The sequence below is a fragment of the Pseudomonas sp. COR18 genome, from assembly GCF_048568395.1.
GTDB lineage: Bacteria > Pseudomonadota > Gammaproteobacteria > Pseudomonadales > Pseudomonadaceae > Aquipseudomonas > Aquipseudomonas fuscovaginae_B.
The window spans coordinates 3981755-3999973 of record NZ_CP183808.1; the positions used below are offsets into that span (position 1 = coordinate 3981755).

An 18219-nucleotide genomic window follows, 5' to 3' on the forward strand; every position below is an offset into this window, starting at 1 on the left:
CATGAGGCGGGGGAGCCTGGCTCCCCCTGTATTTATGGGGTTTCCTGGCTTTCTTCCTGGGGAGATGGCGCGGGGCCGCCATGGCGAATCTCCTGATACCAGTGCAAGGCGATCAGGATCAGGGTCGGAATGCCCATTATCGCGGTCACGATGAAGAACTTGTGGTAGCCGAGTTTTTCCACCATCACCCCCGAGTAGCCACCGATCAGGCGCGGCAACAGCAGCATGATCGAGCTGAGCAGGGCGTACTGGGTGGCGGAGAACTTCAGGTTGGTCAGGCTCGACAGGTAGGCGACGAAGGCCGAGGTGGCCATGCCCGAGCTGAAGTTGTCGAGAGAGATGGTGACGATCAGCATGTTCAGGTTCGGCCCCATGTCGGCCAGCAGCATGAACAGCAGGTTGGTCGCGGCCGAGGCGGCGCCGCCGATGAACAGGATCGGCAGTATGCCGAAGCGCACGATCAGCAGGCCGCCCATGCCGGCGCCCACCAGGGTCATGATCAGGCCGAAAATCTTGCTGACCCCGGCGATCTGGTCCTTGGTGAAGCCCTGGTCGATGTAGAAGACGTTGGCCATCACCCCCATCACCGTGTCCGACATCCGGTAGGTGGCGATCAGCCCGAGCAGCAGCAGGGCCTGCCAGCGGTAGCGCACGATGAAGTCGTTGACCGGCGTCAGTACCGGCGCCAGGCCGCGGCGCCCCAGGCGCGACAGGCAGAGGGCAGTCAGGGTGGTGTAAAGGATCGCGCGCAGGAAGGCGCGGTCCTCGAGCAGCAGGTCGAGCAGGGTGACACCGTGGAACAGCACGCTGGCGAAGTCGGTGTTGTAGAGCTGGGTGAACATCGCCGGTACCGAGACCAGCAGGATGATCAACACGAATACCGAGGCCAACTGATGGATGAAGCTGTAGCGTCCGGCCGACAGCTGCGTGCGCAATGGCACCGGCGGCTCGCGCATCAGCAGGGTGGTAAGCAGCGCCGGGATCATCAACACGCCGAACAGCACGTAGGTGCCGGTCCAGGCCGAATGCTTGTAGCTGAAGCCGGTGGAGCCGAAACCTTCGGCGAAGAACAGCGCACCGGCCGTCGCCAGCAGTGCAGCGACCCGATAACCGGACATGTAGCTGGCGGCGAGAGCGGCCTGCTGGCTGTCGTTGGCGATTTCCAGGCGATAGGCGTCCACCGCGATATCCTGGGTGGCGGAGGCGAAGGCGACGAGCACGGCGATCGCGATCAGCCAGGACAGGTGCTTCTGCGGGTCGCAGAAACCCATGCCGATCAGGCCCAGGACAATCAGTGTCTGGGCCAGCACCAGCCAGGAGCGGCGGCGTCCCAGTTTGCCCAGCAGCGGCAGGCGCCATTGGTCGAGCAGGGGCGACCAGACCCATTTGAACGCGTACGCCAGGCCGATCAGGCTGGCATAACCGATGGTTTCACGGGCGACGCCAGCCTCGCGCAGCCAGACCGAAAGCGTCGAAAACACCAACATGTAAGGCAGACCGGCAGCGAAACCGAGCAGCAGCAACACTAATGTCGAGGGGCTGGCATAGGCAGCAAGCGCGGCGCGCCAGGTTTTACGGGGCATGGGCTGGAATCTGCCTCAGGGTTGACGGAAACAAAGCGCGCACTCTAACCGCTGTGCTCTATCGGGCGCCAGCCATGGCGCCTGATATCGACACGATTGTTCAGGACGCTGATGCCCTCGGTGCGCAGCCGGGCGCGCTGCTCGTCGCCGGACGGGCTGCCGGCCGGCAGGCTGATCCGACCGCCGGCACCGAGGACCCGGTGCCAGGGCAGGCGGGTATCGGCCGGCAGTTGGCTCAGGGTGCGTCCGACCCAGCGGGCGGCGCGGCCGAGTCCCGCCAGCTCGGCGAGCTGGCCGTAGGTGACCACCTTGCCCTCGGGCACCTGGTCCAGGGTCAGGTAAAGGGCGGTACGGCGCATCTGCGCGGGGCTTTCGCTGGCGGCTTCTTCGCTCACGCGTTCATTCCTGTAGCAATTCTTACCTTTTATGTAGGTATTTTCTGAATTATTGAGAGTGATTACTGAACTCGCTAGTTGATGCCCGGTCAGTCCTTGTTCAGGCGGCATCCAACGCGATAATGCCGGTTTTTTCTTGCAAACCCGAGTCCAGTGTTACCCATGTTGTCCAGAACCCTGTTGTGCCTTGCTGTTTTCAGCGCCTCCACGCCCTTGCTGGCCGATACCGTCTGGTTGAAGAACGGTGATCGCCTGAGCGGCAAGATCAAGCTGTTCGACGGCGGCAAGCTGGTGGTCCAGACCACCTATGCCGGCACCGTGTCGCTGGACTGGTCCCAGGTCAAGACCCTGGAAAGCGACCAGGAACTGCTGGTCAAGCAGGATGCCTACAGCGGCGAGAAGGCCAAGTCACTGCAGGCGGCCGATGCCGGCAAGGTGACTCTGGCCAATGGCGAGGCGCCGAAAACCGTCGAGCTGGCGAGCATCCAGCAGATCGTCAAGCCCAAGCCGCTGATCGAGGACATGGTCTGGAAAGGCAATGTCGACGTGGCCATGGACTACAAGCGTGCGGAAAAGGACACCGACGACTACGACATCGACTTCAAGACCACCGCCCGCCATGGGGCCTGGCGCCACCATGCCGAAGGCGAGTACAACCGCGAGTTCCAGGATCGTGTGGTGACCACCGACAACTGGGGCGTCGAGTACGCACTCGACCGCTTCCTCACCGATAAGTGGTTCTGGCAGGGTCGGCTGACCTACAAGCGCGACCGGGTCGAGGACCTGTCGCGCCAGCGCACCATCGGTACCGGTCCCGGCTATCAGTTCTGGGATGACGAACTGGGGGCCTTTTCCCTCGGTTCGCTGCTCAACAACACCAACTATGAATACTCCGATGGCGAAAAGAACTTCTATTCGTTGGGTGTGAAGTGGGATTACAACCGCTACCTGGTTGGCAAGACCATCGAACTGTTCACCAATGGCGAGTTCGGCCGGCCGCTGAGTGGCCCCGCCAAGTATTCCCTCGATGCCCAGCTTGGCCTGCGCTACAAGGTTACCGAGTGGGCTTCGCTGAACCTCAAGGCCGAACGCGACATTATTGATGGTAACGAAGAAACCAGCCTGAACAAGACCCGCTACACCGTCGGTTTCGGCGTTGCCTGGTAGGGTCGTTCCTGCGGCGTCCGGTCAGTCGCCTGCCACTGGCAAGCGCCGCGGATAATGATTACCTTGTCATTGAGTTGCATTCGCATGCTCGGCCATCCATGCGCAGCGTATGCAGTAATCAGTCAGAGCCGGCCCCGGGTGGATCCATCCCGGGCCACTCGTCCGTCGGTGACGGATTCCAGATGAGGAGTCATGAGGTGAGCGTTGAAGTAGTCAGGAATGCGCGCGAATTGTTGCTCAAGGAGTACCGGGGCGTGCTGTCGACGCATTCCAAGGCCATGCCCGGCTTCCCGTTTGGCTCCGTGGTGCCCTATTGCCTGGATGACCAGGGGCGCCCACTGATTCTCATCAGCCGTATCGCCCAGCACACCCACAATTTGCAGAAGGACCCGAAGTGTTCGCTGCTGGTGGGCGAGCGTGAGGCCGAGGATGTCCAGGCGGTCGGCCGTCTGACCTGCCTGGCCCAGGCGCAGAAGCTGACCGAGGCGGACGCCATCGACGCCGCCGCCGAGCGCTACTACCGCTACTTCCCGGACTCGCGGAACTACCACAAGGCCCATGATTTCGATTTCTGGGTGCTCGAGCCGGTCCGTCATCGCTATATCGGCGGTTTCGGCGCGATCCACTGGCTGGATCAGGTGACCCTGGCCAACCCGTTCGCCGGCAAGGCCGAAGCGAGCATGGTCGAACACATGAACAGCGATCACGCCAAGGCCATCGCCCATTATGTGGCGTTGGCCGGGCTGCCCAGTCACGAGCCGGCGCAACTGGCGGGAATCGACACCGAGGGCATGCACCTGCGCATTGGCCAGGGGCTGTACTGGCTGGGCTTTGAAACACCTTGCAATACGCCCACCGAGGTCCGCGAAGCCCTGGTTTCCCTGGCCCGCGCCGAGCACTGGCCGAAAAAGCAGGCCGTCGAGGGTTGAATTCACGGGTTATCGACGGCATCTGAGAGTAACTGGAAGGACTTCTTCCGAAGAGGACTTATTCGATGCGCGCTTTTCTTTTGCTCTTTCTACTGTTTCCAGTGTTGGAGCTGTACGTATTTTTCCAGGTCAGCACGGCGATCGGGTTCTTCCCGGCGCTGGCGCTGATTATCCTCGGCTCGGCGATCGGCGTGCTGGTATTGCGGGTGGCTGGCCTGACCACCGCCTTGCGCGCCCGTGAGAGCCTGAACCGTGGCGAGTTGCCGGCGCAGACCATGCTCGAGGGGTTGATGCTGGCCCTGGGCGGCGGCCTGCTGCTTTTGCCAGGTTTCATCAGTGACGTGTTCGGCCTGCTGTTGCTGCTGCCTATGACCCGCCGCCTGGCGGCCGGGCGGATGCGTCGGCGGGCCGAGGAGCAGGCCCAGCGTCAGCGCGCCTTCGCCGATGACCTGTATGCCCGTGGCCAGCCGGGTGGTGCGTCGGCCAACGGTCGCCAGCCGCAGGTGATCGAGGGCGAGTTCGAGCACCGTGACTCCTGAATGCTGCGCTGTACCCGCACACGGCACCTTCGGGTGCCGTGTGCATTTTTGGTCGTTCAGCGACCGTGTAAAAAAAATCGTCAGTCACCCTTGTAATCGATTTTGGTGCCCCTATGTAACGGTCACCGCAAGGTTTTGGCGAAAATCGCCAGACAGTCTTCCACGGTTCGCTCGTCGAGCCGTAACCGGCAACGCCGGATTCGTTAACCGGCCGGTACAGATTCCGGTCGCTGAAAATCATAATTAGGAGAGATCGACAATGAAGCTTCGTCCTCTGCATGACCGCGTCGTCATTCGTCGCAGCGAAGAAGAAAAGAAAACCGCCGGCGGTATCGTGCTGCCAGGTTCGGCTGCCGAGAAAGCCAACCACGGTGAAGTTCTCGCTGTAGGTGCTGGCCGTGTGCTGGACAACGGTGAAGTGCGTGCGCTGTCTGTGAAGGTGGGTGACAAGGTCGTATTCGGCCCGTACTCCGGTAGCAACACTGTGAAAGTAGACGGCGAAGACCTGCTGGTAATGAGCGAGAACGAAATCCTCGCCGTTATCGAAGGCTGATTCCCCGCTCATTCTTCCCGTTACTACAAAGTATTTAAGGAAAAACGATCATGGCTGCTAAAGAAGTTAAATTCGGCGACTCCGCCCGCAAGAAAATGCTGACTGGCGTTAACGTTCTGGCTGACGCGGTAAAAGCGACCCTGGGCCCGAAAGGCCGTAACGTGATCATCGAGAAGAGCTTCGGCGCTCCGACCATCACCAAGGACGGCGTTTCCGTCGCCAAGGAAATCGAGCTGGAAGACCGCTTCGAGAACATGGGCGCGCAACTGGTCAAGGACGTTGCTTCCCGTGCCAACGATGACGCTGGCGACGGTACCACCACCGCCACCGTTCTGGCTCAGTCGATCGTCAACGAAGGCCTGAAGGCCGTTGCCGCCGGCATGAACCCGATGGACCTCAAGCGCGGTATCGACAAGGCCACCGTGGCCATCGTCAAGGAACTGAAGGCGATGTCCAAGCCATGCGCCGACACCAAGGCGATCGCCCAGGTCGGTACCATCTCCGCCAACTCCGACAGCTCCATCGGTGACATCATCGCCGAAGCCATGGAAAAAGTCGGCAAGGAAGGCGTGATCACCGTTGAAGAAGGCTCGGGCCTGGAAAACGAACTGTCGGTCGTAGAAGGCATGCAGTTCGACCGTGGCTACCTGTCCCCTTACTTCGTCAACAAGCCGGACACCATGACTGCCGAGCTGGACAGCCCGCTGATCCTGCTGGTCGACAAGAAAATCTCCAACATCCGCGAAATGCTGCCCGTGCTGGAAGCCGTTGCCAAAGCCGGCCGCCCACTGCTGATCGTGGCTGAGGACGTCGAAGGCGAAGCCCTGGCGACCCTGGTCGTGAACAACATGCGCGGTATCGTCAAGGTGGCGGCCGTCAAGGCACCTGGCTTCGGCGACCGTCGCAAGGCCATGCTGCAGGACATCGCCGTTCTGACTGGCGGTACCGTCATCTCCGAAGAGATCGGTCTGAGCCTGGAAAGCACCACCCTGGAGCACCTGGGCAGCGCCAAGCGCGTGACCCTGTCCAAGGAAAACACCATCATCGTCGACGGTTCCGGCGTACAGGGCGATATCGAAGCGCGCATCGCCCAGATCCGTGCCCAGGTTGCCGAAACTTCCTCCGACTACGATCGTGAAAAACTGCAGGAGCGTCTGGCCAAGCTGTCCGGCGGCGTTGCAGTGATCAAGGTTGGCGCCGGCTCCGAAGTCGAAATGAAAGAGAAGAAGGCTCGCGTTGAAGACGCCCTGCACGCTACCCGTGCAGCCGTCGAGGAAGGCGTGGTTCCTGGTGGTGGCGTGGCACTGATCCGTGCCCTGCAGGCCATCAGCGAGCTGAAGGGCGACAACGCCGATCAGGACGTGGGTATCGCTGTACTGCGTCGTGCCGTTGAAGCACCGCTGCGTCAGATCTCCGCCAACAGCGGTGACGAGCCAAGCGTCGTGGTCAACGAAGTCAAGAACGGCAAGGGTAACTTCGGTTACAACGCTGCCAGCGGCCAATACGGCGACATGATCGAAATGGGTATCCTGGACCCAACCAAGGTCACCCGTTCGGCTCTGCAGGCTGCATCCTCCATCGGCGGTCTGATCCTGACCACCGAAGCTGCGATCGCCGAAGCACCGAAGAAAGACGCTCCAGCCGCTGGCGGCATGCCAGACATGGGCGGCATGGGTGGTATGGGCGGCATGATGTAAGCCACCCGGCCCCTGTATGAAGAAGCCCCGCCTGGTGCGGGGCTTTTTCATGCCTGCGATTTGCCTGCCGAACCGGCGGCAAGGCATCGGCGGCGATCGATTTTGCCCGTGGTGTCGTGCCTGTCCCGTGAACCACGGGTGAAAAAACCATTAAATCTTCCTGCCCTAGCCGTGGGCGGAGCTACACCGTAAGCTGCGCGAGCCAAGACGCTCGTTACCGCGCACGGAGAGAGTACCCATGCGAATTCTACTGGTTGAAGACAACCGCGATATCCTCGCCAACCTGGCCGACTACCTGGGGCTTAAAGGCTACACCGTCGACTGCGCGCAGGACGGCTTGTCGGGCCTGCACCTGGCCGCCACCGAGCACTATGACCTGATCGTGCTCGACATCATGCTGCCGGGGATCGACGGCTTTACCCTCTGCAAGCGGTTGCGCGAGGATGCCCGGCGCGACACGCCGGTGATCATGCTGACCGCCCGTGACCAGCTCGATGACCGCCTGCAGGGTTTCAAATCCGGTGCCGACGACTACCTGCTCAAGCCTTTCGCGCTGTCCGAACTGGCCGCGCGGATCGAGGCCGTCCTGCGCCGTGCCCAGGGTGGTGGGCGGCGGGCCCTGCAGGTCAGCGACCTGAGCTATGACCTCGATACCCTCGAGGTGACGCGTCAGGGCCGACTGCTCAAGCTCAACCCGGTAGGGTTGAAGCTGCTGGCGGTATTGATGCAGAAGAGCCCGCATGTATTGCGCCGGGAGGTGCTGGAGGAGGCGCTGTGGGGCGATGACTGCCCGGACAGCGACAGCCTGCGCAGCCATGTCCACCAGTTGCGCCAGGTGATCGACAAGCCATTCGACAAGCCGCTGCTGCACACCGTGCACGGTGTCGGCTACCGCCTGGCCGAGGGCCGCGATGGAGTTTAAGCAGAGTCTGGCTCAGCGCATCATCATCGCCTTCGCCCTGATGAGTGCGCTGGTGGCAGGCACTTTCGCCATGGGGATCGTGGCCACGGTCCACCTGGTCGAGGAGAAACTGATCTCCGCCGGATTGGGCGGCGATCTGCAGCGCCTGCTGCTGATGGACAACGTCAGCGACTGGAGCCACCGGCCCGAACCCGACCAATTGTTCTATTACAGCGGTGGCAAGGGCGATTTCGAACTGCCCAAGGATCTGCGACACCTCGAACCGGGCTTCCATGAAGTGTTTCGCGAACAACTGTCCTATCACGCGATGGTCGAGGTGGTCGACGGTCGCCGCTACGTGCTCCTGCAGGACCAGAGTGATTTCGAGGAGCGCGAGCGGGTGCTATTCGCCGTGGTACTGGTGGGCTTTGTCCTGGCGCTGGTGCTGGCGGTCTTCCTCGGCTGGATCCTGGCGCGGCGGGTAATGGCGCCGGTGGTACGGCTGGCCCGCCAGGTACGCCATCGCGACCAGTTGCTCGGTTTTGCACCGCCTCTGGCGCCGGACTACGCGGCCGACGAAGTCGGCGAGCTGGCGGTGGCCTTCGATGCGACCCTGGGCCGCCTGCGCGATGCGCTGACTCGCGAGCGCCTGTTCACCAGTGATGTCAGCCATGAACTGCGTACGCCGCTGATGGTGCTGGCCACCTCTTGCGAGCTGCTCCTGGAAAACCCGGCGCTCGACCCGCGTGGGCGCAACCAGGTCGAGCGGATCGCCCGTGCCAGCGAGGAGATGCGCGAGCTGGTGCAGACCTTCCTGATGCTCGCCCGCGCGCAGCGGGAAGATGCCAGCATGTCTCCGCAGGTTTCGCTGAGTCTGGTGGCCGAGGACCTGATCGGCCTGTGGCGCACCCCGATCGAGGAGAAGGGGCTGAAGTTGATCTTCGAGCCGGGCTCTCCGTTGAGTACGCGCTATAACGCCACATTCCTGCATGCGGTGATGGGCAATCTGTTACGTAATGCCCTGCACTATACGGAGCAGGGTTTCATTCGCCTGACGCTGGAACCCGAGGGGTTCGTGGTCGAAGACACGGGCGTCGGGATTCCCGAGGAGAAGCGCGAAGCCATGTTCCAGCCGTTCGTGCGGGGCGATGAAAAGCGTGGCGAAGGATTGGGGCTGGGTCTGTCGCTGGTGCAGCGGATCTGCGAGAACCAGGGGTGGCATGTCAGCCTGACGACCATGGAGCCCAATGGTTGCCGCTTCCAGGTCGACCTGGCGCGCTCCAGCACCTGAAACCGTCCCTCCGTGCCCCGCGCCGCTGGGGCACAAACTGCCACGGGGTTTACGACTGTGGCCCCCTGCTATTATTGTTGACCTGTAAAAGTTTGTAATGGTTTGCCCTGGACGGTACGAATTTTTCACGAGGGAACGACCTGTAGCTGACGCGTGCCTGCCTAACCTCTGGCCGTCACTTACAGGAGACGGTTATGAGTTCCCCGGTAAAACTTGAATTTTCCGACAAGTACGACGAGCAGCACGCTCAGGAATATTTGCACAAGCATCAGAACGGCTTGTGGCGACGGTTGTCCCACCTGCGTGACGAGCAATTGGCTCGTCATGCCCTGGCGCTGGCGGGTGAGCCGGGCCTGGTGCTCGACCTGCCCTGCGGTGCCGGGCGTTTCTGGCCCTTGCTGGCACAGAAGCCGAACCGCGTGATCATCGGGGCGGACAATTCCGCGCCGATGCTGGAAACCGCGCTCAAGGCGCAACCGGCGAATGTGGTGAGCCGGATACGCCCGCTGCAGACCTCGGCATTCGATATCGACCTGCCGGAGAACTCGGTGGACAGCATTTTCTGCATGCGTCTGCTACACCATATCGGTGAGTCGGCCCATCGGCTGGCGTTGCTCAAAGAGTTTTATCGGGTAACCCGTGACAGCGTGATCGTTTCATTGTGGGTGGACGGCAATTTCAAGGCCTGGCGCCGCAAGCGCCTGGAGCGCAGGCGGCAGGCCGCGGCGCAGCCGTCCAGCTACCGGAATCGTTTTGTATTGCCGGCCGCGCAGGTCGAAGAAGAGTTCAGGCGCGTGGGTTTTCGCGTCCAGCAACACCTGGATTTTTTCCCTTTTTACGCCATGTGGCGGGTCTATATCTTACGCAAGAGGTAGCAGGATGACCGTTGAGTACGCTTCGTATACCGCACAGACCACCACGGATCGTTTCGAGCACTTCTGGACGCGCAAGGGCGAGTGGGTCGAAGAACCCAACCGGCGTCGCGGAGGCGAAAGTGGGGTCCAGCGCGTGACGGGCAGCAGCGGTCGGCTGTTGTACGTGAAGCGTCAGGTGGGGCATATCTATCGCAGCCTGCTGCACCCCTTCGGTCGTCCGACCGTCCTGCGTGAGCAGGCGGCGCTGAGCAACCTGCGCATGCTCGACGTCGGTGTCCCCGAACTGGTGTTCTGTGGGGCGCGCCGCGGTCCCGAAGGCCAATGGCAGGCCCTGCTGGTGACCGCCGCCCTGGATGGGTTCATCGAAATCGAGCAATGGTATGCCCAGGGTGGGCGTGAACGGCATGGCGAGGTGTTGCACGATCGCCTGCTCCAGGAACTGGCCGGTACGCTGGCGCGCATGCACCGTGGCCGCTGGCAGCATGGCTGCCTGTATATCAAGCACGTGTTTGTCCGGGTCGTGGGCGAGGGCGAGTCGGCCAGTGTCGAGGTGGCCCTGCTGGACTTCGAGAAAGCCCGCCAGCGCTTGAGCCGTCGCCGGGCGGCGCAGCACGACATGAAGCAACTGCGGCGCCATTCGTCGTGGAATGAAGCGGACTGGGAGCGGCTGAACTACTTTTACAGTATGGCGTTCGGCAGCACCATCAAAGGCTTACGGTGATGAAGTTAGAATTGGCTAGAGGTTTGTTTCTGATCGGGGCATTGGCTATCGCTTCCCTGGCGCTGGTGGTCTGGGAGCAGCCGCGGCCGCAGGTCCTCAGCATGACCCAGAGCGCTGAGCGCTGTCCCCTGCCGCGAGTGGCCAAGGCCAGTGTGAGTGTCAAGCCCGATCATGACCTGTTGCTGCTCATGTTCGGTCTTTCACAGGGCTTGAAACCGCAAAGTTGAAACCCCGCCCTCCCCGAAAGCCTCGCGATTGACGAGGCTTTTTCTTCTGGCCGACTAAACCGGCTGTGCTGTCATTCCGCGTTGCACAGCGCCAGGCAGTTATCCAGCATGCGGTTGGAGAAGCCCCACTCATTGTCATACCAGGCCAGGACCTTGAGCAGTTTGCCACTGGCCTTGGTGTGGTTGGCGTCGAAAATCGACGACAGCGGATTGTGGTTGAAGTCGCTGGAGACCAGCGGCAGGGCGTTGTAGCCGAGAATCTTCGAATGCCGGCTGGCTTCCTTGAACAGCGCGTTGATCTCGTCGGCGCTGGCTTCGCGCTTGAGTTGCACGGTCAGGTCGACCAGCGACACGTTGATCACCGGCACGCGTACGGCCATGCCGGTCAACTTGCCGGCCAGGGTCGGCAGCACCAGGCCGACGGCTTCGGCCGCGCCGGTCTTGCTCGGGATCATGTTCTGAGTCGCCGAGCGGGCGCGGTACGGGTCGGTATGGTAGACGTCGGTCAGGTTCTGGTCATTGGTGTAGGCATGGATGGTGGTCATCAGGCCACTTTCGATGCCCAGTTCGCGATGCAGCACCTGGGCCACCGGGGCCAGGCAGTTGGTGGTGCACGAGGCGTTGGAGATGATCTCGTGGGACTGGCGCAGGATATCGTGGTTGACGCCATACACCACGGTGGCGTCGGCACCCTTGGCCGGAGCGGAGATGATCACCTTGCGGGCGCCGGCGCTGATGTGCGCGGCAGCCTTGGCGCGGTCGGTGAACAGGCCGGTGCATTCGAACACCACGTCGATCCTTTCGGCGGCCCAGGGCAGTTCGGCCGGGTTGCGGATCGCGCTGACCGCGATGCGGTCGCCGTTGACTGTCAGGCTTTCGTTGTCATGTTCCACGCTGGCATCGAAAGTGCCGTGGACGGTGTCGTACTTGAGCAGGTGGGCATTGATCGAGCTGTCGCCCAGGTCATTGATGGCGACGACCTGCAGGTCCTGACGGTAACCTTGGGTATAGAGTGCGCGCAGGACGTTGCGGCCGATACGGCCAAATCCGTTGATTGCGATTCTTAGCGTCATGGGAAAAGCGCCTGTCGTAATTTTGTTGTTGGAATTACAAGATTATTCGCATAGAAATAGAAAACAAGCCTTTTTAGTGGCAATATTTTGTTTTATCTACAACGAGTGACCTGAATCAACGGGTCCGGATGAACGAAAAGCCCCGCCAGCCGAGGCCTTCGCTCACCTCAGGACGCACAGGTCGCCCTATCCGTTAGCCTGGAGTTCTACACATGCATCCCCGCGTTCTTGAGGTCACCGAACGGCTTATCGCCCGCAGCCGCGCCACCCGCGAGGCGTACCTGGCTCTGATTCGTGGTGCCGCCAGCGATGGTCCCGTGCGCGGCAAGCTGCAGTGCGCGAACTTCGCCCACGGCGTCGCCGGCTGCGGCAGCCAGGACAAGGAAACCCTGCGGATGATGAACGCTGCCAACGTGGCAATTGTTTCGTCATATAACGACATGCTTTCCGCGCACCAACCCTATGAGACCTACCCGCAACAGCTCAAGCAGGCCCTGCGCGAGATCGGCTCGGTCGGCCAGTTCGCCGGCGGCGTGCCCGCCATGTGCGATGGCGTGACCCAGGGCGAGCCGGGCATGGAACTGGGGATCGCCAGCCGCGAAGTGATCGCGATGTCCACGGCGGTCGCGCTGTCGCACAACATGTTCGATGCGGCGCTGATGCTCGGTATCTGCGACAAGATCGTGCCGGGCCTGATGATGGGCTCGCTACGCTTCGGCCATCTGCCGACCATCTTCGTGCCGGGGGGGCCGATGGTCTCGGGCATTTCCAACAAGCAGAAGGCCGATGTCCGCCAGCGCTACGCCGAAGGCAAGGCCAGCCGCGAGGAGTTGCTGGAGTCGGAGATGAAGTCCTACCACAGCCCCGGCACCTGCACCTTCTACGGCACCGCCAACACCAACCAGTTGCTGATGGAGGTCATGGGCCTGCACCTGCCGGGGGCGTCCTTCGTCAACCCGAACACGCCGCTGCGTGACGCGCTGACCCGCGAGGCGGCGTTCCAGGTCACGCGCATGACCAAACAGAGCGGCAACTTCATGCCGATCGGCGAGATCGTCGACGAGCGGGCGCTGGTCAACTCCATCGTCGCCCTGCACGCCACCGGCGGCTCGACCAATCACACCCTGCACATGCCCGCCATCGCCCGCGCTGCGGGAATCCACCTGACCTGGCAGGACATGGCCGACCTTTCCGAGGTGGTGCCGACCCTGGCCCACGTCTATCCGAACGGCAAGGCCGACATCAACCACTTCCAGGCTGCGGGCGGCATGTCGTTCCTGATCCGTGAACTGCTCGAGGCCGGCCTGCTGCATGAGGACGTCAATACCGTGGCCGGTCGTGGCCTGAGCCTCTACACCCGCGAGCCATTCCTGCAGGACGGCGAACTGGTCTGGCGCGAAGGGCCGATCGAGAGCCTCGATGAAAATATCCTGCGTCCGGTGGCCCGTGCGTTCTCGCCCGAAGGTGGCCTGCGGGTGATGGAAGGCAACCTCGGCCGTGGCGTGATGAAGGTTTCCGCGGTGGCGCCGGAGCACCAGGTCGTCGAAGCGCCGGCGCTGGTGTTCCAGGACCAGCAGGACCTGGCCGATGCGTTCAAGGCCGGCCAGCTGGAGAAGGACTTCGTGGCGGTGATGCGCTTCCAGGGCCCGCGTTCCAACGGTATGCCGGAACTGCACAAGATGACCCCGTTCCTCGGTGTACTGCAGGACCGTGGCTTCAAGGTCGCGCTGGTGACCGATGGCCGCATGTCCGGTGCCTCGGGCAAGATTCCGGCGGCGATCCATGTCTGCCCCGAGGCCCATGTCGGCGGCGCGCTGGCACGGGTACGCGACGGTGATGTGATCCGCGTCGACGGGGTGACGGGCACGCTCAAGGTGCTGGTCGATGACACCGAATTCGCCGCGCGCGAGCCGGCAGTCGGTCTGCTGGGTAATAATGTCGGCTGTGGCCGCGAACTGTTCGGCTTCATGCGTATGGCCTTCAGCTCGGCGGAGCAGGGGGCCAGTGCCTTCACTTCGGCCCTGGAGAGCCTTGAATGAAATTGGCCCTGGTTGGCGATATCGGCGGTACCAACGCCCGTTTCGCCCTGTGGAAAGATAACGGCCTGGACTCGGTCAAGGTGCTGGCGACTGCCGACCACGCCTGCCCCGAGGACGCCATCAGGGTCTACCTGAGTGGCCTGGGGCTGCAACCTGGCGCCATTGGCGCGGTATGCCTGTCGGTGGCGGGGCCGGTGAGCGGCGATGAATTCCGCTTCACCAACAATCACTGGCGCCTGAGCCGCGAGGCGTTCTGCGCGACCCTTCAGGTCGACCAGTTGTTGCTGGTCAACGACTTCTCGGCCATGGCCCTGGGCATGACCCGCCTCGAACCCGGTGACTTCCGTGTGGTCTGCGAAGGGACTGCGGAACCGCGACGGCCGGCGGTGGTGATCGGTCCGGGCACCGGTCTCGGGGTCGGCACCCTGCTGGATCTTGGCAACGGCGGTTTCATGGCCTTGCCGGGGGAAGGCGGGCATGTCGACCTGCCCCTGAGCAGCCCGCGGGAAACCCAGCTGTGGCGGCACATTCATGACGAAATCGGCCACGTCAGTGCCGAGACCGCCCTCAGTGGTGGTGGCCTGCCGCGCGTCTACCGGGCGATCTGCGCGGTGGATGGACATGAGCCGGTGCTGGAGACACCGGAGGCGATCACCGCTGCCGGCCTGGCCGGGGACCCGGTGGCCCAGGAAGTGCTGGAGCAATTCAGCTGCTGGCTGGGGCGGGTGGCGGGCAACAACGTGCTGACCACGGGTGGGCGCGGTGGTGTCTATATCGTTGGTGGGGTGATTCCGCGGTTTGCCGATTTCTTCATCAACAGCGGTTTCGCCAGGAGCTTTGCCGACAAGGGTTGCATGAGCGACTACTTCAAGGGTATTCCGGTGTGGCTGGTGACGGCGCCGTATTCCGGCCTGATTGGGGCGGGGGTGGCCCTGCAGCAGGCGCTTTGCGGCTGATTCGGCGTGGATCTCTTCGCGGGCAAGCCCGGCTCCTACAGGCACAGCGGTGATTTCAAACTCACCGCAATCCTGTAGGAGCCGGGCTTGCCCGCGAATGGGTCCTCAAGGACAACACATCTTCACGGCTCAATCGATTAAGGCATAATTCGCGTTTCGGTCCTCACCATAACAACAGGGACATCCACCGTGAGCGCAGTCAGTAAGTCCATTCTCCTGGTCGACGACGACCAGGAAATCCGTGAACTGCTGGACACCTACCTCAGTCGTGCCGGTTTCCAGGTGCGTACGGTCGGTGATGGCGCCGGTTTTCGCCAGGCGTTCAACGAAGCCCCCGGCGACCTGGTCATTCTCGACGTGATGCTGCCCGACGAGGACGGTTTCAGTCTCTGCCGCTGGATCCGGCAGCACCCGCGTCAGGCACATGTGCCGATCATCATGCTGACCGCCAGTTCCGACGAGGCCGACCGGGTGATCGGGCTGGAACTGGGCGCCGACGATTACCTGGGCAAGCCCTTCAGCCCCCGTGAACTGCAGGCGCGGATCAAGGCCCTGCTGCGCCGTGCCCAGTTCGGCCAGGAGCGCGCCGGCAGCGAGGTGCTGGCTTTCGACGAGTGGCGGCTGGACACGGTCAGCCACCGGCTGTTTCACATCGATGGCGAAGAGGTCATTCTCTCCGGCGCCGATTTCGCCCTGCTCAAGCTGTTTCTCGACCATCCCCAGGAAATCCTCGACCGTGACACCATCGGCAACGCCACCCGCGGGCGTGACCTGATGCCCCTCGACCGTATCGTCGACATGGCCGTAAGCCGCTTGCGCCAGCGCCTGCGCGACACCGGGAAACCACCGCGACTGATCCGCACCGTTCGCGGCAGCGGCTACCAACTGGCCGCCCACGTCACGGCCGCCAATGTTCTCTGAGCTGCGCCAGCGCCTGCCGGTGCCGCGTTCGCTGCTCGGAAGGATGCTGCTGCTGACATTGCTCGCGGTGTTGCTGGCCCAGGCGCTGTCCAGCGTCATCTGGCTTTCGCAACTGCGTGCCACCCAACTCGAAGGGCTGGTCACCAGTGCCCGCAGCCTGGCCCACTCGATGACTGCCAGCGTCAGCTACCTGCGCTCTTTGCCCCTGGCCTATCGGCCGCTGGTGCTCGACCAGTTGCGCAGCATGGGGGGGACGCGCTTCGTCGTGACCCTCAACGACAAGCCGCTGGACATGCAACTGCTCGGCCCCACCCCGCGCAAGACCGCGGTGCTCGAGGCGGTCCATGAGGTGCTGCGCCAGTCCCTGGGCAACGACGTGGATATCACGGTGAATTTCGTCAGCCCCGACAACCTGCGGATCTTCAACGGCGGCCTGAAGCTCGATGAACTGCCTCGTTCGTGGGCCCACTACGCCCTGACCCTGGAGCCGGTGAACCCGCCGGTGCTGGTGACGCAGATCCAGATGTCGCCCGGCGAATGGCTGTATATCGCCTCGCTGTTGCCCGAACCCTACACCAGCCTGGAGGAGGAGGGGCTGCCGGCCCAGCAGGTCTGGTTCATCCTGCTCACCAGCGGGTTCCTGCTGCTGTTCATCGGCCTGCTGGTGCACTGGCAGAGCCGGCCGCTCAAGCGCCTGGCCCGTGCCGCGCGGGACATGTCGCTGGGAGCCGAAGAGGTGCGGCCGGTGCTTGCCGGCGGTGGCAGCGAGGTGATGGAGGTCGGGCGTGCGCTCAATACCATGCGTGAGCGCATCAGCCGCTACCTGACCGAACGCAGCCAGCTGTTCAGCGCGATTTCCCACGACCTGCGCACGCCCATCACCCGTCTGCGGCTGCGGGTCGAGTTGCTCGAGGATGAGCAGATGCAGTTGAAGTTCGGGCGCGATCTCGATGAGCTGGAGATGCTGGTCAAGGGGGCGCTGCAATGCGTGAAGGACACCGACATCCACGAGAATATCGAGGCGGTGGACCTCAACCAGGCGCTCGATACCCTGGTCGAATGCTACCTCTCGCCTACCGGCAATGGTCTGGTCAGCCTCGAAGGCCGTGCGCTTGCCACCTACCCGGGCAAGCCGCTGGCCTTGCGCCGCTGCATGGGTAACCTGATCGACAATGCCCTCAAGTATGGCGAGCGGGTGCACCTGCACATCGAGGACGATGACAGTGCGTTCATCCTGCATGTCGACGACGAAGGTCCCGGGGTTCCCGAGCAGCGCCTGGAACAGGTGTTCGAGCCGCATTTCCGCCTGTCCGGCCAGCAGCCGGGTTATGGCCTGGGCCTGGGTATCGCCCGCAACATCGCCCACAGCCATGGCGGCGAAGTGAGCCTGCAGAACCTGCGCGAAGGCGGCCTGCGGGTTACTTTGTTCCTGCCGCGAAATGCCGACTGATCGACAGCGAGGCCTGCTCCGGGGTGATGACCAGTTGTGCCGGGTCGCCCGATAATTGGCTGTCGGCTGAGGTGCGGCGCCCCCGGGCCTGGCCGATGGCCGCCTGGATCCGGTGTTCGCGCACGCGGGCGTTGGTCTGGCTGAAATGCTGCTGCAGGATCTTCATGGCCTGTTCGTAGGGCTCTTCGCAAAGCGCCAGTTGCCGTTGCCGCTCGTTCAGCGCCAGGCGCTTGGCCTGTTCCTCGCCATAGCGTTCGACGCTGAAGCTGCGGTTCAGGTTGTAGCCATGGATCCGCGTGCTGGCCCGCCAGTAGCCGATGTTGTTGGTCTCGATCCGCATCACCCCCGGATGACCGCTGGTGTTGTTCGGCAGCAGGCGCTGGCGGCTCTCGTAGGTCAGCGCGGCCGGCATCTTCAGCACCAGTGCGTTGCGGCACGACTCGGCGGCCAGCCGCGCCGGCTCTTCGCCACCGTACTCCTCGAACGTGAATATTTCGCTCAGCAGCTTGCCGCCCCGCCGCACTTCCACCTTCCAGGCGTACTGCCGGTTGCCTTGGCGCAATGGAAAGATGCAGCACTGGCGTGCCAGGCGTGGATTGTCGTTGACCATGGGGAGTGCCTCCTTAACGGGTGTCGGCTTTTCATGGGGCATGTCAGGGATGACGGATGGCGAGATTCGCTCAGGCAAAGTCGAGCTTCAATGTGGGAAAAGGCTTTAGGGATAGCTCCTACAGAGAAAAGGGAAGCGGCCTAATCGGCATTTTTCCTACTTTGCGTCATGAAAGAACCTTACAGGCATCGCGTTGCAGAGTCCGGGAATTGTCACCGGTTGGTGACATTCTCGTCAGCCTTCGTTACCTGTCGTCGCCAGGCCGCTGGTTAGAATCCTCGGCACGACAGGC

General features: G+C 62.7%; 18 protein-coding genes. 14 read left to right on the forward strand and 4 right to left on the reverse strand.

Annotated elements, in window-relative coordinates; genetic code table 11:
* Window positions 1-32 precede the first annotated feature (32 nt).
* Window positions 33-1583: an AmpG family muropeptide MFS transporter gene (locus tag ACM62G_RS18360; protein ID WP_054060933.1), complete on the reverse strand. Its 1551-nt coding sequence runs from the start codon at window positions 1581-1583 to the stop codon at window positions 33-35.
* A gap of 44 nt (window positions 1584-1627) precedes the next feature.
* Entirely contained in the window at window positions 1628-1942 is a 315-nt protein-coding gene (locus tag ACM62G_RS18365) for an MGMT family protein (protein WP_054061767.1), read from the reverse strand.
* Between the two features lie 198 nt (window positions 1943-2140).
* Between ACM62G_RS18365 and ACM62G_RS18370 the strand changes: the two genes are divergently transcribed.
* From ACM62G_RS18370 to ACM62G_RS18415, 10 genes are all read left to right on the forward strand, one after another.
* Entirely contained in the window at window positions 2141-3145 is a 1005-nt protein-coding gene (locus ACM62G_RS18370; protein WP_273820246.1) for a DUF481 domain-containing protein, read from the forward strand.
* A gap of 197 nt (window positions 3146-3342) precedes the next feature.
* Window positions 3343-4074 carry a HugZ family protein gene (locus ACM62G_RS18375; RefSeq protein WP_419735303.1) on the forward strand — a complete coding sequence of 244 codons (732 nt, stop codon included), beginning with the start codon at window positions 3343-3345 and terminating at the stop codon, window positions 4072-4074.
* 65 nt (window positions 4075-4139) lie between these two features.
* The gene (locus ACM62G_RS18380; RefSeq protein WP_273820251.1) at window positions 4140-4613 is read left to right on the forward strand and encodes an FxsA family protein; all 474 of its coding nucleotides are present in this window, start codon (window positions 4140-4142) and stop codon (window positions 4611-4613) included.
* Between the two features lie 259 nt (window positions 4614-4872).
* A complete protein-coding gene (locus ACM62G_RS18385; RefSeq protein ID WP_010448650.1) occupies window positions 4873-5166 on the forward strand; it encodes a co-chaperone GroES in 294 nt (97 codons plus the stop codon).
* 50 nt (window positions 5167-5216) lie between these two features.
* On the forward strand, window positions 5217-6863 hold the full coding sequence (groL, locus tag ACM62G_RS18390) for a chaperonin GroEL (RefSeq protein ID WP_273820256.1): 1647 nt from the start codon (window positions 5217-5219) through the stop codon (window positions 6861-6863).
* Between the two features lie 238 nt (window positions 6864-7101).
* A complete protein-coding gene (gene colR, locus ACM62G_RS18395) occupies window positions 7102-7785 on the forward strand; it encodes a two-component system response regulator ColR (RefSeq protein WP_054057578.1) in 684 nt (227 codons plus the stop codon).
* Entirely contained in the window at window positions 7775-9055 is a 1281-nt protein-coding gene (locus ACM62G_RS18400; protein WP_419735304.1) for a sensor histidine kinase, read from the forward strand. The genes colR and ACM62G_RS18400 overlap by 11 nt, the downstream gene beginning before the upstream one ends.
* Window positions 9056-9249: 194 nt before the next feature.
* Window positions 9250-9930: a class I SAM-dependent methyltransferase gene (locus tag ACM62G_RS18405; RefSeq protein ID WP_419735305.1), complete on the forward strand. Its 681-nt coding sequence runs from the start codon at window positions 9250-9252 to the stop codon at window positions 9928-9930.
* Window positions 9931-9934: 4 nt separating this feature from the next.
* On the forward strand, window positions 9935-10651 hold the full coding sequence (locus ACM62G_RS18410) for a lipopolysaccharide kinase InaA family protein (RefSeq protein WP_273820261.1): 717 nt from the start codon (window positions 9935-9937) through the stop codon (window positions 10649-10651).
* Window positions 10651-10878 (forward strand): hypothetical protein, encoded by a 228-nt coding sequence (locus ACM62G_RS18415; protein ID WP_054057574.1) that lies wholly within the window; start codon window positions 10651-10653, stop codon window positions 10876-10878. Before ACM62G_RS18410 ends, ACM62G_RS18415 begins: the two co-directional genes overlap by 1 nt.
* A gap of 71 nt (window positions 10879-10949) precedes the next feature.
* Here ACM62G_RS18415 and gap read toward each other — a convergent pair whose 3' ends face one another.
* Window positions 10950-11951 (reverse strand): type I glyceraldehyde-3-phosphate dehydrogenase, encoded by a 1002-nt coding sequence (gene gap / locus ACM62G_RS18420; protein ID WP_054057573.1) that lies wholly within the window; start codon window positions 11949-11951, stop codon window positions 10950-10952.
* Between the two features lie 212 nt (window positions 11952-12163).
* Here gap and edd point away from each other — a divergent pair, with 212 nt between their 5' ends.
* The 4 genes from edd (at window position 12164) to ACM62G_RS18440 (ending at window position 17317) form a co-directional block, all read left to right on the forward strand.
* Window positions 12164-13990 (forward strand): phosphogluconate dehydratase, encoded by a 1827-nt coding sequence (gene edd, locus ACM62G_RS18425; RefSeq protein ID WP_054057572.1) that lies wholly within the window; start codon window positions 12164-12166, stop codon window positions 13988-13990.
* Window positions 13987-14946: a glucokinase gene (locus tag ACM62G_RS18430; protein WP_419735306.1), complete on the forward strand. Its 960-nt coding sequence runs from the start codon at window positions 13987-13989 to the stop codon at window positions 14944-14946. Before edd ends, ACM62G_RS18430 begins: the two co-directional genes overlap by 4 nt.
* 189 nt (window positions 14947-15135) lie before the next feature.
* Entirely contained in the window at window positions 15136-15867 is a 732-nt protein-coding gene (locus tag ACM62G_RS18435) for a response regulator (protein WP_054057570.1), read from the forward strand.
* Window positions 15857-17317, forward strand: a complete 1461-nt coding sequence (locus ACM62G_RS18440) for a sensor histidine kinase (RefSeq protein WP_419735307.1) — start codon at window positions 15857-15859, stop codon at window positions 17315-17317. The genes ACM62G_RS18435 and ACM62G_RS18440 overlap by 11 nt, the downstream gene beginning before the upstream one ends.
* Here the strand turns inward: ACM62G_RS18440 and ACM62G_RS18445 are convergent.
* Window positions 17286-17927: an AP2 domain-containing protein gene (locus ACM62G_RS18445; protein ID WP_273820271.1), complete on the reverse strand. Its 642-nt coding sequence runs from the start codon at window positions 17925-17927 to the stop codon at window positions 17286-17288. The two genes, ACM62G_RS18440 and ACM62G_RS18445, sit on opposite strands and share 32 nt — an antisense overlap.
* Window positions 17928-18219: the final 292 nt, after the last annotated feature.

What these genes read in the sequence shown, in the direction of transcription:
- ACM62G_RS18360 (WP_054060933.1), bottom strand. Translation starts at nt 1,583, where the DNA reads ATGCCCCGTAAAACCTGGCGCGCCGCGCTTGCTGCCTATGCCAGCCCC.
- ACM62G_RS18365 (WP_054061767.1), bottom strand. Translation starts at nt 1,942, where the DNA reads ATGCGCCGTACCGCCCTTTACCTGACCCTGGACCAGGTGCCCGAGGGC.
- ACM62G_RS18370 (WP_273820246.1), top strand. Translation starts at nt 2,141, where the DNA reads ATGTTGTCCAGAACCCTGTTGTGCCTTGCTGTTTTCAGCGCCTCCACG.
- ACM62G_RS18380 (WP_273820251.1), top strand. Translation starts at nt 4,140, where the DNA reads ATGCGCGCTTTTCTTTTGCTCTTTCTACTGTTTCCAGTGTTGGAGCTG.
- ACM62G_RS18385 (WP_010448650.1), top strand. Translation starts at nt 4,873, where the DNA reads ATGAAGCTTCGTCCTCTGCATGACCGCGTCGTCATTCGTCGCAGCGAA.
- groL (WP_273820256.1), top strand. Translation starts at nt 5,217, where the DNA reads ATGGCTGCTAAAGAAGTTAAATTCGGCGACTCCGCCCGCAAGAAAATG.
- colR (WP_054057578.1), top strand. Translation starts at nt 7,102, where the DNA reads ATGCGAATTCTACTGGTTGAAGACAACCGCGATATCCTCGCCAACCTG.
- ACM62G_RS18400 (WP_419735304.1), top strand. Translation starts at nt 7,775, where the DNA reads ATGGAGTTTAAGCAGAGTCTGGCTCAGCGCATCATCATCGCCTTCGCC.
- ACM62G_RS18405 (WP_419735305.1), top strand. Translation starts at nt 9,250, where the DNA reads ATGAGTTCCCCGGTAAAACTTGAATTTTCCGACAAGTACGACGAGCAG.
- ACM62G_RS18410 (WP_273820261.1), top strand. Translation starts at nt 9,935, where the DNA reads ATGACCGTTGAGTACGCTTCGTATACCGCACAGACCACCACGGATCGT.
- ACM62G_RS18415 (WP_054057574.1), top strand. Translation starts at nt 10,651, where the DNA reads ATGAAGTTAGAATTGGCTAGAGGTTTGTTTCTGATCGGGGCATTGGCT.
- gap (WP_054057573.1), bottom strand. Translation starts at nt 11,951, where the DNA reads ATGACGCTAAGAATCGCAATCAACGGATTTGGCCGTATCGGCCGCAAC.
- edd (WP_054057572.1), top strand. Translation starts at nt 12,164, where the DNA reads ATGCATCCCCGCGTTCTTGAGGTCACCGAACGGCTTATCGCCCGCAGC.
- ACM62G_RS18430 (WP_419735306.1), top strand. Translation starts at nt 13,987, where the DNA reads ATGAAATTGGCCCTGGTTGGCGATATCGGCGGTACCAACGCCCGTTTC.
- ACM62G_RS18440 (WP_419735307.1), top strand. Translation starts at nt 15,857, where the DNA reads ATGTTCTCTGAGCTGCGCCAGCGCCTGCCGGTGCCGCGTTCGCTGCTC.
- ACM62G_RS18445 (WP_273820271.1), bottom strand. Translation starts at nt 17,927, where the DNA reads ATGGTCAACGACAATCCACGCCTGGCACGCCAGTGCTGCATCTTTCCA.